The sequence below is a fragment of the Micromonospora sp. NPDC049047 genome, assembly GCF_040649135.1.
Classification (GTDB): domain Bacteria; phylum Actinomycetota; class Actinomycetes; order Mycobacteriales; family Micromonosporaceae; genus Micromonospora.
Genome location: NZ_JBEZEY010000004.1, coordinates 204,066 through 220,325 on the forward strand (window position 1 = coordinate 204,066; position 16,260 = coordinate 220,325).

12 protein-coding genes are annotated in these 16,260 nt (G+C 70.8%); 5 read left to right on the forward strand and 7 right to left on the reverse strand.

Annotated elements, in window-relative coordinates; all coding sequences use genetic code 11:
- Positions 1-21: 21 nt before the first annotated feature.
- From AB0B86_RS09060 to AB0B86_RS09070, 3 genes are read right to left on the reverse strand one after another with little or no spacing between them, the layout of a single operon-like run.
- Positions 22-1,023 (reverse strand): aliphatic sulfonate ABC transporter substrate-binding protein, encoded by a 1,002-nt coding sequence (locus tag AB0B86_RS09060; RefSeq protein WP_357404076.1) that lies wholly within the window; start codon positions 1,021-1,023, stop codon positions 22-24.
- Positions 1,020-1,802 (reverse strand): ABC transporter ATP-binding protein, encoded by a 783-nt coding sequence (locus AB0B86_RS09065; RefSeq protein ID WP_357404074.1) that lies wholly within the window; start codon positions 1,800-1,802, stop codon positions 1,020-1,022. The genes AB0B86_RS09060 and AB0B86_RS09065 overlap by 4 nt, the downstream gene beginning before the upstream one ends.
- Positions 1,799-2,614 (reverse strand): ABC transporter permease, encoded by an 816-nt coding sequence (locus AB0B86_RS09070; RefSeq protein WP_357404072.1) that lies wholly within the window; start codon positions 2,612-2,614, stop codon positions 1,799-1,801. Before AB0B86_RS09070 ends, AB0B86_RS09065 begins: the two co-directional genes overlap by 4 nt.
- A gap of 328 nt (positions 2,615-2,942) precedes the next feature.
- Between AB0B86_RS09070 and AB0B86_RS09075 the strand changes: the two genes are divergently transcribed.
- On the forward strand, positions 2,943-5,369 hold the full coding sequence (locus AB0B86_RS09075; RefSeq protein WP_357417072.1) for a family 20 glycosylhydrolase: 2,427 nt from the start codon (positions 2,943-2,945) through the stop codon (positions 5,367-5,369).
- Positions 5,370-5,464: 95 nt separating this feature from the next.
- Entirely contained in the window at positions 5,465-6,652 is a 1,188-nt protein-coding gene (locus AB0B86_RS09080) for an ROK family transcriptional regulator (protein ID WP_357413066.1), read from the forward strand.
- 5 nt (positions 6,653-6,657) lie between these two features.
- On the opposite strand, the gene AB0B86_RS09085 is transcribed toward AB0B86_RS09080, so the two are convergent.
- The 3 genes from AB0B86_RS09085 to AB0B86_RS09095 are packed head-to-tail and all read right to left on the reverse strand — an operon-like array spanning position 6,658 to position 9,409.
- Complete coding sequence (locus tag AB0B86_RS09085) at positions 6,658-7,500, reverse strand: class II fructose-bisphosphate aldolase (RefSeq protein ID WP_357417074.1); 843 nt, start codon at positions 7,498-7,500, stop codon at positions 6,658-6,660.
- A gap of 8 nt (positions 7,501-7,508) precedes the next feature.
- Positions 7,509-8,405, reverse strand: a complete 897-nt coding sequence (locus tag AB0B86_RS09090) for an SIS domain-containing protein (RefSeq protein ID WP_357413062.1) — start codon at positions 8,403-8,405, stop codon at positions 7,509-7,511.
- Entirely contained in the window at positions 8,381-9,409 is a 1,029-nt protein-coding gene (locus AB0B86_RS09095; RefSeq protein WP_357413060.1) for a 1-phosphofructokinase family hexose kinase, read from the reverse strand. The genes AB0B86_RS09090 and AB0B86_RS09095 overlap by 25 nt, the downstream gene beginning before the upstream one ends.
- A gap of 321 nt (positions 9,410-9,730) precedes the next feature.
- On the opposite strand from AB0B86_RS09095, the gene AB0B86_RS09100 reads away from it, so the two are divergent.
- Genes AB0B86_RS09100 through AB0B86_RS09110 form a run of 3 tightly spaced genes read left to right on the forward strand, consistent with a single transcriptional unit; the run spans position 9,731 to position 13,409 of the window.
- Positions 9,731-10,804: a right-handed parallel beta-helix repeat-containing protein gene (locus tag AB0B86_RS09100; protein WP_357413058.1), complete on the forward strand. Its 1,074-nt coding sequence runs from the start codon at positions 9,731-9,733 to the stop codon at positions 10,802-10,804.
- 20 nt (positions 10,805-10,824) lie between these two features.
- Positions 10,825-13,176, forward strand: coding sequence for a family 20 glycosylhydrolase (locus AB0B86_RS09105; protein ID WP_357417079.1), 2,352 nt, complete (start codon positions 10,825-10,827; stop codon positions 13,174-13,176).
- Positions 13,173-13,409, forward strand: a complete 237-nt coding sequence (locus AB0B86_RS09110; protein ID WP_357413054.1) for an RICIN domain-containing protein — start codon at positions 13,173-13,175, stop codon at positions 13,407-13,409. The genes AB0B86_RS09105 and AB0B86_RS09110 overlap by 4 nt, the downstream gene beginning before the upstream one ends.
- Positions 13,410-13,479: 70 nt before the next feature.
- Here AB0B86_RS09110 and AB0B86_RS09115 read toward each other — a convergent pair whose 3' ends face one another.
- The gene (locus AB0B86_RS09115) at positions 13,480-16,260 is read right to left on the reverse strand and encodes a discoidin domain-containing protein (protein WP_357413051.1); all 2,781 of its coding nucleotides are present in this window, start codon (positions 16,258-16,260) and stop codon (positions 13,480-13,482) included.

Consider the following 16,260-nt stretch of genomic DNA (forward strand, 5'->3'; position numbering starts at 1 on the left):
GTCGGTCCTTTCTCACTGTGCTCAGGACGCGTACGCGGCGGCGTCGTAGTAGGTGCTCGGGTCGACCGCCTCCGGCAGCTTGCCCAGGTCCTTGAACAGGCCGTTGAGGCCGGTGAGCCAGCCCGCGACGGTGCCGTCGGCGGACTTGGCGGCGAGTTCCGACGAGGGCAGGAACCGGGCGTTGGTGGCCTCGGCGCGCAGCTGGTCGACCGGCGCCGACTTGAGGAACTTCGCGGTGACCTCGACCGCCGAATCCACGTCGGCCGCCCGCGCGTCGTTGGCGGCGCGCAGCACCGCGAGCACCTTCTTGACCAGCTCCGGCTTGCCGGTCACCACGTCGGTGCGCCCGACGTAGGCGGACGGGAAGCTGATGTCCGGGTAGAAGTCCTCGTTCTTGGCCAGCTCGGTCAGGTCCGGCACGCGCTTCTTGATGGTGCCGATCAGCGGGTACCAGATCCCGGCGGCGTCGATCTGGCCGGACCCGAACGCGGTGACCACAGTGCTGGGGTCCATCGTGACCTTCTGGACGTCGTCGATGGAGAGCCCGGCACGTCGTAGGGCCAGCCGCACGATCATGTCGCCGGAGGTGCCCTCGGGTACACCGACCTTCTTGCCCTTGAGTGCGGCGATGGAGGTGATGCCCGGCTTGGCGATGACCCGGTCGGCGAAGCCGAGCGAGTTGATGGCGATGACCCGGGCCTTGCCGGAGGCCGGCAGCCACATCGCGCCCGGTCCCAGGTAGCCGAAGTCGAGGTCTCCGGCGCCGAGCGCCTGCACCTGCAGGGGGCCGTTGGTGAAGACCTTCAGGTCCGGCTTGAGCCCGTGCTCGGCCCACAGCTTCTTGTCCTCGGCGATCGCCATGAGGCTCGCGCCGGTGAAGTCGGCGATGTAGCCGAGCTTCACCGCTTCGGTGGCCGAGCCGCCGGATCCTGACCTGTCGTCGTCGCCGCAGGCGGCGAGGGCCGCGGTGGCGCCGAAGCCGGCGATGCCGGCCAGCACGGCGCGACGGGAGAGAGGGCTCATCGGGATGTACCTTCCTGAGGGGTCTGGTGGTAGACGGCGCGCCAGACCCGATTGCGGATCCGGGAGAACTCCGGGGAGAGGCGGACCGCTTCGGTACGCGGGTACGGCAGGTCGACGTCGATGACCTCCTGCACCCGGCCCGGTCGGGCGGCCATGACGACGACCCGGTTGGCGAGGTAGACGGCCTCGTCGACGTCGTGAGTGATGAACATGACGGTTCGTTTCTCGGTGCCCCAGGTGTCGAGCAACTGGTCCTGCATCTGCACCCGGGTGAGGGCGTCGAGGGCACCGAAGGGCTCGTCCATGAGCAGGACGCCGGGGTCGACGGCGTACGCGCGGGCGATGGCGCACCGCTGCCGCATGCCTCCGGACAGCATCCGGGGCAGCGCGTCGGCGAAGTCGGTGAGGCCCACGAGGTCGATGAAGTGCTGCGCCCGTCGGCGCCGTTCGGCCCGCCCGACCTTGGCGATCCGGAGACCGAACTCGACGTTGTCGCGGACGCTCAGCCAGGGGAACAACGCGTACTGCTGGAAGATGACGCCGCGTTCCGGGCTGGGCCCCCGCACCGGGCGTGCGTCGACCAGCACCTCCCCACCGGTGGGTTCGACAAGGCCGGCGGCGATGTTCATCAGTGTCGACTTGCCGCAGCCGGACGGGCCGACCACTGTGACGAACTCCTGGTCGGCGATGTCCAGGTCGACGTCGCGCAACGCGTGGAACGGCTTGCCGCCCACCTCGAACGTCCGGCTGGTGGAGCGGAAGGAGATCTTCTCGGTCATCGGCGTTCCTGCCATCCGGTGAGGCGCTTCTCGGCGGCGAGCAGGAGCCGATCCATGACCAGGCCGAGCACGCCGATGGTGATCAGGCCGACGAAGATGCTCGGCAGGTCGTAGTAGATCTGCGCCTGCTGCATCCGGTAGCCGAGGCCCTCCTGGGCGGCGATCAACTCGGCGGCGACCAGCGTCGCCCACGCCGCGCCGAGGCCGACGCGCATGCCGACCAGGATGAACGGGGTGGACGCGGGGACGACGACCCGGCGGAACACCACAGCGTCGTTGGCGCCGAGCACCCGGGCCGCGTTGATCATGGTGCTGTCGACGCTCACCACTCCCTGGAACGTCGACACGACGCAGGACAGGAACGCGGCGAGGAAGATGACGAAGATCTTCGGGGTCTCCCCGATGCCCATCAGCAGGATGGCCAGCGGGATGACGGCCAGCGGCGGGATCGTGCGGAAGAACTGCACGTAGGGCTCGACCAGACCGCGTGCCGTCCGGTACCAGCCCATGAGGAAGCCGACCGGGATGGCGAGGGCGCTGCCGAGCGCGAAGCCGATGAACACCCGGCGCAGGCTGGCGAGGCTGTCGTCGAGCAGGGTGCCGTCCATGGTCAGCTCACCGGCGCGGACGGCGACCTCCTGGGGCCCGGGCAGGCCCGAGACCCCGATCCGGGCCAGCACGATCCAGATGCCGATGCCCAACGCCACGGCGATCACGTTCCACACCAGCAGCGGTACGGCGCGGCGCGGCGGCGACGCCGCAGTGGTGGTCTCCGACCCTCGGGGTGGGGACTGTTGAACGTCTATCGCCACTGTGGTGCTCCGTAGCCCAGCTCGGACATGGGGCCCCTTTCCGGGTCGGCGGCGCTGAAGGTAAGCGAATCTTTGGTGACTCGACGAATCATGTCAACCCTTCGGACTAAAAAACCCGAGCTGGGAGCGGTGCGGTGATTCATAAGATGTCGGATGTCTGGCCGGCAGCCTAGGCGCGGTCGGGCCACGTGACAACGCCCGACCGGGCCGCCCCCCGGACATCGGGTTTATTGTCCGGGGCATTGACTAAATTGAACCGCTTGAGCAGACTGCGGCGTACCCGAGCCACCAGTCTCCCGGCGAGCCGGGCGACGGACGGAGGAGTCCCATGTCGATTCCGCGCTCCCCCCACACCACCGGATCCAGACGCCGCCTGACCGCGGCGACGCTCGCCGTGGTGCTCGCCGCGTCGCTCCTCGCGCCGCTGGTGTCCGGCACCCCGGCCATGGCCGCGCCGGTGAACCTGGCCCGCACCGGCACCGCCACCGCGTCGAGTGTCGAGCTCGACCGCGCCGACTTCGTCGCCACGCGTGTCAACGACGGCGACCGCAACACCCGCTGGTCGTCGAAGTACCAGGACGACAACTGGGTCCAGGTACGGCTGGCGTCCGCCGCCCGGGTCGACCACGTGGTGCTGACCTGGCCCAACGCGTGCGCCCGTGACTTCTCCCTGCAGACCTCGACCGACGGCGCCGTCTGGACCACTGTCACCCGCCTCCAGCGCGACACCTGCCCCCGCACCGACGTCATAGCTGTGAACTCGGCCCAGCCGGTGTCCCACGTACGGATGCAGGGGCACCAGCGGTGGGCGGCCTACGGCTACTCGATCTCCGAGTTCGAGATCTGGGACAGCAGCGCGCCCCCGCCGGCACCCTCACTAGGCCTGCTGCCCAAGCCGGTGTCGCTCACGGAGAACGGCGGTACGCCGTACACACTGAACCCGAACACACCGATCGTCGCGCTCGGATCACCGGCGACGGCACCCGCCACCTACCTCGCCGGGCTGCTGCGCCCCGCCACCGGGTACGCCCTGCCGGTGGTCACCCAGAGCACCGCGCCCGCGCCCATCGTCGTCGAGGTGGGGGCCGGCAAGGGTCCGGTCGGGCACGCCGCCGAGGGATACCGACTCACCGTCACCACCGGCACGGTCCGGATCAGCGCCGACACCGCCAACGGCGCGCTCAACGGGGTGCAGACGCTGCGCCAACTCCTGCCGCAGTGGGTGGAGTCCGACACCGTCGTGAACGCCGCGTGGACGGTGCCGGCGGTGACCATCTCCGACTACCCGCGCTTCGCCCACCGCGCGATGATGCTCGACGTCGCCCGCAGCTTCTACCCGGTGAACGAGGTGAAGGCGTACATCGACAGCGCGGCGCAATACAAGATCAATCGGCTGCACCTGCACCTGACCGACGACCAGGGCTGGCGCATCGCCATCAGCAACCCGGCGAGCAACCCGGCGGGCATCGACTACGGCCGGCTCACCTCGGTCAGCGGGCGCACCGCCATGACCTACAACGACAGCGGGCAACTGATGGGCACCGAGCTGGGCGTCACCGGCTTCTACACGGTGGCCGACTACGCCGAGATCGTCCGCTACGCCGGCGTGAACGGCATGACTGTCATTCCGGAGATCGACATGCCGGGGCACACCAACGCGGCGCTGCACGCCATCCCCCAGCTCAACACGGCCGGCGCACAGCCCAAGCCGGCGTCCGGCCAGCAGACCGCACCGGCGAACGGCACCGGCAACGTCGGCTACTCGACGCTCGACTCGGCCAGCGCGACGACGTACGAGTTCGTCACCCGGGTCCTGACCCAGATCGCCGCCATGACGCCCGGGCCCTACCTGCACATCGGCGGCGACGAGGCGCACGTGACAAGCCACGCGAACTACACAACGATGGTCGACGCCTTCACCGCGACCGTCGCGTCGCTCGGCAAGACTGTCGTCGGCTGGAACGAGTACGCCGGCACCGCGCTGCCCCGGAACAACGCAGTGGTGCAGTACTGGAACGGTGACCGCACGGCGGTGAGCAACGCGGTGAACGGCCGCGGCGCACGTGTCGTCCTCTCCCCCGCCGCCCACACGTACGTGCCGCAGAAGCAGGATTCCCGCCAACCACTCGGCGGCTCCTGGGCGTGCGGCGGACCGTGCGGGCTGGACCGGCACTACAACTGGGACCCGGGCACCTTCATCCCGAACATCGCCGAGACCAGCGTGCTCGGGGTCGAGTCGGCCCTGTGGGGCGAGTTCATCCGCCGTGTCGGCCAGGCGCAGTACTACAGCTTCCCGCGCCTCATCGCCACCGCCGAGGTGGGCTGGACGCCACAGGCGCAACGCGACTACGCCGACTTCACCACCCGTCTGTCGGTGGCCGGGGGGCGGTTGACGGTCGAGGGCGTCAACTTCTTCCCCACCGCCGACGTGCCGTGGCGTAAACAGGCGATCGGCCGGTCCGCCGCCGTCGTCGTCGGCGCACCGGTCGGCGCCACCTGGACGGTCACCGCCCCCGGGCTGCGCAGCACCGACCTGGCTGCCACTGTCACCTGGAGTGACGGGCGGGTGGAGGCGTTGACGCCGACCGCCACGCGCGAGCCGAGCATCCCGGCGATGCAGATCAACAGCGCGTTCACAGTGGTGTCCCGGCGCACGTTCGGCTCGGCGGGGACGTACACCGGGACGTTGTCGGTGCGTTCGGCCGGGCTGGCCCCGGTCCAGGCGGCGCTTACCGTCACCGTCCGCGCCGGCTGAGCGCAGGCCGGCGCCGCCACCGGTGGCGGCGCCGGCCACCGCGCCGTACGTTGCCGCGACGACACACGGAAGCAGGCGTCGGTCATGATGGTGCCGTGATCGAACGTCCGGATGCCATGCAACGCGTGCGGCTGGCGCACACGGAGGCCCTGCTGGCCCAGCTCCGCAGCGCCGGCCCGCTCAGCCGGGCCGACCTCATCCGGCTGACCGGGCTGTCGCGCACCACACTGTTCGACATCATCGGCGACCTCATCGCCCGCGGGGTGGTCGTGGAGCGGGAACCGGCGCTGTCCGGCCAACGGGGTCGGGGACGGCCGTCCACGACCGTCAGCCTCAACCCGTCCGCCGGCCGCATCGTCGGCATCGACCTCGGCCGGGTGACGATCACCGTCATCGTCGCCACCCTGGGGCACGACATCCTGGCCCGCGGCAGCCGCCCCATCACGCTGGCGGCGGGCCCGGCGCGACGCGCCAACGCCGCCATCAAGCTGATCGACGACCTCGTGCAGGAGCACGACATCGACCTGCGCGCGCTGGAGGCGATCGGCCTCGGCCTGCCCGGCCTGGTGGCGGGTCGGGGTCGTCCGGCGGGCGGCGGCAGCCCGTCGGTGGCCGCGAAGCAGATCAGCACGCGCATCCAGGACCGGTACGGCGTCGCCGTCGTCACCGACAACAACTCACGGCTGGCCGCACTGGCCGAGGGCACCTGGGGAGCGGCCCGCGACGTGCGGGACGCCATCTACGTCCGGTGGAGCGACGGCGTCGGCGGCGGGCTGATCGTCGACGGCCGACTCGCCCGCGGTGCGAACGGCGCGGCCGGCGAGATCGGCCACGTCAGCGTCGATCCCGACGGGGATCCGTGTCCGTGCGGTGGCCGTGGCTGCCTGGAACTGCTGATCCGCCCGTCGGCGCTCATCGAGCGGTGCGCCGCTCGTGGGGTGACGGTCGCGGACCCGGCCGACCTGGTGGCACTGGCGCGCGCGGGCGAGCCGACGGTGGTGGACGTGCTGCGGCACGCCGCGACGCTGCTCGGTCGTGTCCTGTCCGGGATGGTGGTGCAGTTGGATCCGGGCAAGGTGGCGATCGGCGGCACCCTGGCCCACACCGGCGAGGTGGTGCTCGACCCGGTCCGCGCGGCGATCGCCGAGCTGGCGATGCCCCGGCACAGCCGACGCCTGGACGTCGTGCCGGCCCAGTTCGGTGACGAGGGCGGTGCCCTGGGCGCCGTGGCGGCGGCCCTGCGACTCAACCTGTCCGAGCCCTCGCCGGCCTTCGGCGGGTAGTCCCCCTACGACGCTTCGGGCAGCAGCGTGAGCAGCCGCTGCACGCCCTCGGTCACCGCGTCCCGGCCGGCTGCGAGATACCGGCGCGGGTCGCGCGAGTGCGGCACTGCGGCACGGACGGCGTCGGTGAACGCCACGTTGAGGGCCGTACCGACATTGATCTTCACCATGCCCTGGGCGACGGCGGCACGGATCTGCTCCAGCGGCACCCCGGAGGAGCCGTGCAGGACCAGCGGCACCGGTACGGCGTCGCGGATGGCGGCCACCAGGTCGAGATCCAGCGAGGCGGTCCGGTCGGCCATCGCGTGGGAACTGCCCACCGCCACGGCGAGGGCGTCGACGCCGGTCTCGGCGACGTAGCGGGCGGCCTCGGCCGGGTCGGTGCGGACCCCGGCGGTGTGCGCGCTCGCCGGGGCGTCCGGTTTACCGCCGACGTAGCCGAGTTCCGCCTCCACCCACAGCCGGTGGTCGTGCGCCCACTCGGTCGCCTTGCGGGTGGTCGCCACGTTGGCGGCGTACGGCAGCGCTGACGCGTCGACCATCACGGAGCTGAAGCCGACGTCGGGCGCCTGTTCCAGCAGGGCCGGGTCGTCGACGTGATCCAGGTGCAGCGACAGGGTGGCGCTGGACAGCCAGGCGACCTTGGCCGTCGCCGAGGCGATCGCCGACACGCCCGAGTGGTAGCGCGCGGCGTTCTGACTGATCTGCAGGATCGCCGGCCGCCCGGCCCGCTCCGCCGCGGTGGCGATCGCCTGGGCGTACTCGATCGTGATCACGTTGAACGCGAGCACGCCGGTACCGGCGGCCTGGGCCGCCGCCACCAGGTCGGCGGTGGGAACGAGGGTCATCAGCGGCCTCAGGCGACCGGCGCGGTGAGGACGACGGACCGGGTGAGCAGCCGGGGCTGATCCGGATGCAGGTCGCGACGCACCGCGAGTTCGACAGCGAGCCGCTGCGCGGTGGTGAGGTGCGCCATGGCGTCGACGTCCTCGTGCACCACCAGCGCGCCGGTGGCGGCCAGGTCTTCGAGGAGGCCGGGCACCACCGGCCCGAAGATCCAGACCACGGACCGGTGGTCCACCACGCTGATCGGGCCGTGCCGGAACTCCATCGCCGGGTACGACTCGGCCCACATCTGTGCCGCCTCGCGCAGCTTGAGCGCCGCCTCGTGCGCCACACCCACCGTCCAGCCGGTGCCCAGGAAGGTGAACTGGTCCCGACCGACCACGGCCGGGTCGAGTGGCGTGCCGAGCTGGACCCGCGCCTGGTTGATCACCTCGGTCAGGTCCGCGCCGAGACCGGCACGCCAGAGGGCGAGCGCGGTCGTGGCGAAGCGGGTCTGCACCACCGACTGCTCGTCGGCGAAGTCGAGGACGACGCAGTCGGTCACCAGCCGGGTCACCGGCCGGTCGGCGTCGGTGGTGAGCACCGTCGAGCGGCTGCCAGCCGGCAACTGTTCGAGGAGTCGGAGCACCTCGGTGGTGGTGCCGGAACGGGTGATGGCGACGACGCGGTCGTACCGCCGCCCGGCGGGGAACTCGGAGGCGGCGAAGGCGTCGGTCTCCCCCTGGCCCGCCGACTCCCGCAGCGCCGCGAAGCTCTGCGCCATGAAGTACGACGTGCCGCAGCCCACGACGGCGACCCGTTCGCCCGGCTGGGGCAGTGCCTGCGCCACGCCGGGTCGGGCGACGAGATCGGCGGCGCGACGCCACGTCTCGGGCTGGGAGGTTATCTCGGAGGCGACGTGCGACACGGTTCCTGCTCTCTGTCGGTGCGGTGTTCTTCCAGTTCGTCGACAGTGGTGCCGGGCAGCAGCCGGGACGCCACGGCGTCGTCGTACTCGCCCGCCCACGGGCAGGCGACGGCTGCCGCCGAGACGGCCGCGCCCCGGGCGAGGACCTCCCGCCACGGCGCCCGGGTGTGCAGTCCGTACGCGAGCACTGCCGCGAGGGCGTCACCGGCGCCGGTCGGGTTGCCGACCACCCGTTCGGGCGCGTGGGCGCTGTAGGCGGCCCCGCCGTTGACCGCCACGAATCCGTCCGCGCCACGGGAGACGACACCGGCGACGGCGCCGAGCCGGACGAGCCGGTGCGCCACCTGTACGGCGTCGTCGCGGGTGCGCACCGGGCGGCCGAGCAGCTCCGCCGCCTCGTGGACGTTGGGTTTCACAAGCGTCGGCGCGGCGGCCAGCGCGTGGCGGAGCGCGGCGCCGTCGGTGTCCACTATGGTCCCGACCCCGCTGGCCCGGGCGATGGTGACGAGATCGCGGTACGCGGTCTCGGGGACGCCCGGGGGTCGGCTGCCGGACAGCACCACCACCCGTGCCGCCCGGACCCGCTCGGCGAACTCGTCCCGGAACGACTCCCACTGGGCGACTGTGACGCGCGGGCCGGGTTCGTTGAGGACTGTCGCCGTGCCCCGCCCGAGGACGGTGACGGTCCGGCGGGTCTCCGCGTCGAGGCGGGTGAACCATGCCGGCACCCCGGCCGCCGCCAGCTCGGCCTCGATCTGCTCTCCGGCGGGGCCGCCGGCGAGCCCGAGGACCATCGTCTCGGCCCCCAACTGCCGCAGCACCCGGGCGACGTTCAGGCCCTTGCCACCGGCGCGGGAGACCACGTCGGTCACTCGGTGGGAGGTGTCCGGCACCAGGTCGGGCACCGTGTAGGTGATGTCCAGGGCCGGATTGAGCGCCACCGAGATGATCAGATCGCCGCGCACCCGGGACTGCGGTGGACCGCCGTCCAGGTCTCGTCTCATATCCGCCTCTTCCGGGAGATGCCAGCCACACGAGCGCACATGATCTTTCGTGACATCCCAGCGCCAGAATCAATCAGGATGTTGCAGACCTTAGGATCTGGCCTTGGCGGCGTCAAGGTCGATCCCCGCCCGGCGCTCAGAGTTCGGAGCCCGCAGAACGTTGCATCAACTTGCACGGGGATCACGAAGCCGGAGGTCGAGCGACCCTCGCGGGCGGGCCGTCGCGGCCGGAAAAACCGCTCTTGACGGGCTTCGATATCGCTCGTAGGTTCGTCTGACATCTGACGTAGGACAATCCCCCCCAACTGTCCGAAGGACCCCATGACGACACGACTCCCCCGCCGCGCGGTCGCGCTGGCGGGTGCCGCCGGTGCCCTCGCCGCCGTCGCCCCGCCCAGCCGCGCCGATGCCGCTGTCGCTTCGACGTCCCTGCCGGTGCTCGGCGTCTCCGACGACTGGAACGCCGTCCTCGCCCGTACGCCTCAGGTGCAGCTCGCGCCCGGCGCCACGTACACCCTCACCGCTCCGGTCGCCCTGCCCGACCGCTGCCTCATCGTCGGCAACGGCGCGACAGTCACCGTCCCCAACGACCAGACCGGCGCGCTGTCCATAGTGGGCCGCAGCGGCGTCACCATCAGCGGCGTCCACTTCCTCGGCCGCCAGGCCAGCCCGGTCGGCACCGCGCCACAGTTCGGGCATGTGGCCATCCGGATCAGCCGCAGCACCGGCGTCCGGATCCTGGACTGCGACTTCACGAACTGGCGCGGCGCCGGCCTGGCGATCACCGGGTCGGCCGCCGACGACTACTTCGGCTACCGGCTCAAGGTCAGCGGCAACGCCTTCCACCGCTGCTACTTCGGTGTTTCACTTGCCGACCGCAGTGAGTACTCGCAGCTGACCGCGAACAGCTTCACCTCGTGCCGGCTCGCGATCTGGAACTCCTCGGGGAACTGGACGGTCAACGGCAACGTCATAGTCGGCTGCTACGGCGCCTACTACTCGTTCGCCCAGACCAGCCCGTACGGGGCGCTCGCCAGTGACAACTGGGGGCACGGCAGCCTGACCGGCAACACCGTCAACCACTGCAACGGCGGCGTCCCCGTGCGGTGGAGCACCGCCCTGTCGTTCCCCATCGGCGGGGTCGAGCGCAACCCGGGCACCGGCGTCGTCGTCGACGGCGTCCTGCCACCGACCTTCACCGGCAACACCCTCTGGTACAGCGACATCCGCGCCACGAACCTGCTCGGCACCCGGTGGCTGCTGTCCGGGTGCACGCTCTCCAACCTCGCCGTCGCCTGCTCCGGCGCCACGCCTGTGCACCTGGTCGGCACGCAGTCCAACAGCGGCACCGCGCCCCTGTTGCAGGGCAACGTCAAGGATCTCCTTCCGCTCTGAACGACCGGAGGTACGTGACAGTGTTCTCTTCCCACAAGCGGCTTCTCCCTCTCCTACTCGCCTCCCTACTGGTCGGCGTCGGGCTCGGTGTCCCGTCGGCGGCGCGGGCGGCCAACCCGGCACCCCAGGTCGCGCCGAGCGTCCGGGAGTGGACCGGCGGGACCGGCGTCTGGACGCTGGCCCCGTCGTCCCGGATCCTGGTGGACCCCGCGTACGCCGCCCAGTTGTCATCGGCCGCGACGTCGCTGCGCGTCGACCTCGGCGCGATCAGCGGCGCCGACGTACCTGTCGTCTCGTCGGCGACGCCCGGTACCGGCGACATCCTGCTCACCCTGGCGAGCACCGACGCCGGGATCGGCGATCAGGGCTACCTGCTGACCGCCGGCTCGACGCTCGTGATCCGCGCGAACGCGGCGGCCGGCGCGTACTACGGCACCCAGACCCTGCTGCAGATGCTCAAGCAGAGCACGACGAGGACGACGGTCCCGGCGGGGACCATCCGGGACTACCCGCAGTACCGGGACAGAGGGGTGATGCTCGACGTCGGGCGGCACTTCTACGAGATGGACTACCTCGAGAACCTGCTCCGCCGCATGGCGTGGCTACGCCTGAACACGCTGCGCCTGCACCTCACCGAGTGGAACGGCTTCCGGTTGCGCAGCGACAGGTACCCGGGTCTGGCCTCGGCGCAGTCCTACAGCAAGGCCGATCTGCGCCGGTTGCAGGACGTCGCCAAGCGGTACCACATCACCATCGTTCCCGAGATCGACCTGCCGGGCCACGCCACGGCGATGACGACCTACGACCCGACGATGCGGTTCACCTGCTCGTCGATGGACTACGCGCCGTGGCCGGGCGGGTCCAACGGCGGCTGGACGCTGAACCTCACCAAGGACAACGCCCGGACGTTCGTGATGAACCTGCTGACGGAGTTCGTGCCGCTGTTCGACGGCCCCTACTTCCACATCGGCGGCGACGAGTACCAGACCGACAGCGCCAAGAACGCCTGCCCCGAGCTGGTCAGCTACGCGCAGGCGCGGGGGTTCGCGTACCCCGGTGACGTCTTCACCGAGTTCATGAACCTGATGAACGACAAGGTGCGCTCGTACGGCAAGACGGCGCAGCTGTGGAACTGGTGGGAGACGAACGGCCAGCAGACCAGCATCAAGCCGGCCACCAGCATCGTCCTCACCCCGTACACCGGGTCGCTGAACTACTTCTACAACCTGGGCTACACGGTCGTCGGCGTACCGGAGAGCACCCTGTACGTGACCCCCGGGCTCAACCTCTACGTCAACACCAAGAACGTCTACGAGAGCTGGACGCCGGACCAGAACGCGAAGGTCAACGGCTACCAGATGGCCCGCTGGTCGGACGCCGTGGAACACCAGACCGACGAGTGGTTCGACCAGTACGCGAAGCGGCCGACCGAGGTCGTGGCGGAGCGACTGTGGGGCGGCCCACGGTCGGGCACCGTGGAGGCGTTCTTCGCCCGGGTGGACGCGATCGGGGACGCCCCGGGTGTGCCGAGCGTGGTCCAGGTCAACGACAACACCACAGGCACCGGCGACAACCAGTTCAGCTACTCGGGCACGTGGTCCTACGGGGCCAACGGCAGCAAGCAGTTCCAGCGCGACGACCACTACAGCAGCACGCTCGACAGCGCGTACCAGGTGCGCTTCACCGGCAACAAGATCAAGCTCTTCGCCGCCCGGGCGGCGAACCACGGGCGGGCGGGCGTCTCGATCGACGGCGGCCCGGAGACGGTTGTCGACCTGTACTCCCCCACCCGGATCGACCAGGCGATGGTCTTCACCAGCGGACAGCTCGCACAGGGCTCCCACGTCCTGAAGGTGCGGGTGCTGAACAGCAGGAACAGCAGCTCGTCCGGTACGGCGGTCACGGCGGACAAGGTCGAGGTGTCCACGGCGGCGACCCCGGCCACCGCCTTCGACCCGTCGACGGAGTACCGCGTCGTCAACCGCAACAGCGCCAAGGTGCTCGAAGTGCCGGCGGGCAGCGGGGACGGCGCGAACGTCATCCAGTGGACGGGCAACGGCGGGGCGCACCAACGATGGACGCTCGTCGACGCCGGCGGCGGCTACCACCGCATCGTCAACCGCAGCAGCGGCAGGGTGCTGGACGTCTCCGGCTCGTCCACGGCCGACGGGGCAGGCGTCGTCCAGTGGACGTACCACGGCGGTGCGAACCAGCTGTGGAGCGTCATCCCGGTCGGCACACATTACAAGATCGTCAATAGGAGTTCCGGCAAGGCGCTCACCGTGGCCAATGCCGCTACCAGTGACGGCGCCGCCGTCGTCCAGTCGACCTACCGCGGAGGTACCGAACAGCAATGGACCATCACCCGATGAACGGCCGGTCGGGGGCGCGTCCGAGCCCGGCGGCCCGGACGCTCACGAACCGGGCCAGCGGGAAGGTCGTGGAGGTCGCGGTCGCCGCGCCGGCTGACGGCGGCGACGCCGTCCAGTGGGCCGACAACGGTGGTCTGCACCAGAAGTGGTCGATAGTGCCCCTCGGCAACGGGGCGGACGTCGTCCAGCGCACCGCCACCGGCGCGACCCGCCAACAGTGGTCGCTCTCCTAGGACCGTCGTCGCAGGACGCCGCGGGCTGCTCCAGCAGCCCGCGGCGTCCCGCTTCCACAGGGGTACGGGGTCAACTCCCCGACGCTGACACCACAGCTCTGCCGGTGAGCGTCAGGTCGGCCACCGTCGTCCACGGCCCCCGGCCACCGGCCTCACTCAGTGCCCGCAGACGCACGTACCGGCCGCTTCGCGCGGCGGTGAACGGCACCACCTTCTGCGTCGACGTGTCGGCGAAGGTCCCCGACGCCACCGCCGTGCCCCAGTTGCTCGGGCTGTCCGAGACGTACACCTCGTAGCTGCCGATCCGGCCGTTGACTCCCCCGTCCTGCCGGGGCAGGTACCGCAGCCCGTCGACCTGGTACGTGGCGCCCAGGTCGAGCTGGATCTCGTGCGGCAGGGGCGCGGCGGTGGCCGACCAGGCGCTGTGCCAGAAGGTGGCCGTACTGCCGTCGAAGGCGTTCGTTGCCGCGCCGTTCTCCGCGCTGGTCTCCTCGCTGTCGGCGTACACGAGTCGCCAGTTGTCGCGCGGGATCGGCGACGGCGTCGTGCTGGTGTCGGCGACCGGCAGCACCGCGCCGTCGATCCGGGTCTGGAACGCGGCGCTCCGCGACCCGGCCTTGATCCGCAGAACCCCGTCGGCGTAGAACCAACCGCTGCTCGCCGCGTCGTACGCGGCCCGGGTGACCAGCGACGGCACTGTCTGACCGGCGACGGTGACCGCGCGGGGAGCGGCCGCCAGGTGCGCGGTGAACTCGTAGGAGCGCGACGACGGCTTGCCGGCGTAGGTGCCGACGGATGCGCCCACGTCCACGGTGACCGTCCCGGTGCCGGACGTCGGCGCCGTCATGCTGACCTGCTGGGTGGCGTAGGCCCCGCTCTGGTGGGCGCGGGTGATGCCGTCGTCCTCGTAGAGCGTGAAGCTCGACGAGCCGCGCGGATACAGGTCGTAGGTGAGCGTGGAGACCGGCTTCTCACCGGTGTGGTTCATCTGCGGCCACATCGGCACTATGGAACCGCCCTTGACGAACAGGGGCAGGCGGTCGAGCGGAGCGGCGTACCCGTTCAGGGTGAGCGGGCCCTGGTAGACCCGGCCGGTCCAGTAGTCGGTCCAGGTGCCGGCCGGCAGGTAGATGCCGTCGCGCAGCTCGGTGTCGGAGACCACCGGCGCCACCAGGAACGCGTCGCCCGCCATGAACTCGCCCGACGTGGCGTTCCCCCGGGCGACCGGGTCGTTGGGATATTCCAGCACCAGGGCCCGGGTCGCCGGTACGCCGGTAGCGCTTGCCACCCGGCTCATCGTGTAGTGGTACGGCATCAGCCGCATCTTGAGCTGGAGGTACCGGCGGTTGATCGACAGGTACGGCTCGGCGTACCGCCAGGGCTGTTTGTCCTGGTAGCCGGCCGCCGGGTTGGTCACCCCCCACCCGGACATCGTCATGAACGCGGGCGTGAACGACTTCCACTGCAGGTCCCGTACGTAGGTGTTCGGGCTGCCGCCGAAGATCCCGTCGACGTCGCCGGTGGCGTAGTTGAAGCCGGACAAACCGGCACCGGCGACCGCCGGCACCGTCCACCGCATGTCGTCCCACCGCCCGTACGTGTCACCGGTCCAGACCACTGCGTTGCGCTGGGTGCCGGCCCAACCGTCGACGGTCCAGACGTAGCGACGCGCGTCGGAGTTGCGTTCGATGCCGTCCACCGCCTGCTGAACACCACGGAACGCGTTCTGGTAGCCGCCGCCGACCCAGGCGACGTCGGTCTTCACGCCACGGGTGCCGGCGGTGCCGACCTCGTAGTCGATCGACGACAGGCCGGTGGAGGTCCACAGGCCGGTCTGGAAACCGAGCGCCTTGGCACCGGCGACGGTCGCGGGCAGGTCGGTGTAGCCGCAGCCGTACCCGTCGTTGGGCAGGAACCAGCCGGACGGCATGTCCTTGGCGCGGGCCTCCCGCGCGTACGACAGCACGTCGGGGGTCCGCTGGTGCCCGGCCCGGTTGTGGTCGCCCTGGTAGGCGGGGTTGGACGCGTTGAAGCAGTCGGCGTTGCCGAGTTCGAGGCCCCACATCGGGCTCAGGAACGGCTTGCCGGTCACGTCGGTGTACGCGCCGAGCACCCCCTTGAGGGAGTCGCCGACGAAGTAGTAGGCGTCGAACCGTTCCTCGTTGTGGGTGGTGGTCACCGGCGCGGTGAAGCCGTACGAGCCGGGCGCCCAGGTGTTGCGCAGGACGCCGTAGCCGTTTGTGGACATGTAGAAGGGCGCCGGACTGGCGTTGGTGTTCTCCCGCCACTGGTTGTCCACGGCGACCGGGACCGTCTTGTCGCGCAACGCCCACTCCCCCAGGCGCAGACCGGTGCCGTAGAACTGCTCGTCGGCGGCGCGGGCCAACCGTTGCGTGGTGCGGCCCGAGCTCCAGTCGAGCGGTTGCGACTCCCGCCAGATCAGCCTGCCGTCGGGGCGCTCGACCTGCATCGTCAGGGGGCTCTTGGTGATCCGGATGACCACCGCCGAGGTGGCGATGCGGAAGGCGGTGCCCTCGTCGGTCGCCGTGCTGGCGACAGTACCGAAGTCGGTCCGCACGGTGATCTCGTTCGCCGCCGGTTCGGTGAAGGTGCCGTTGGGTGCGACCCAGACGCGGAAGATGTCCGCGCGGGCCAGGGTGAGCCGGATGCGGGCGGCGGTGCTGGTGGCGACGGTGTACGTGTTACCGGCCCGGGTGAGGCCGGTCGCGCTCCCCGGTGTGGCCGCCCGGGCGGGTACGGCGTACAGCATCGCGGCGAGCAGGACGAGGACCACGACGGCGGCCCGGACGGAGGTGCGGCGGACGTGCGCGGGCGGCGATGACCAGATCAT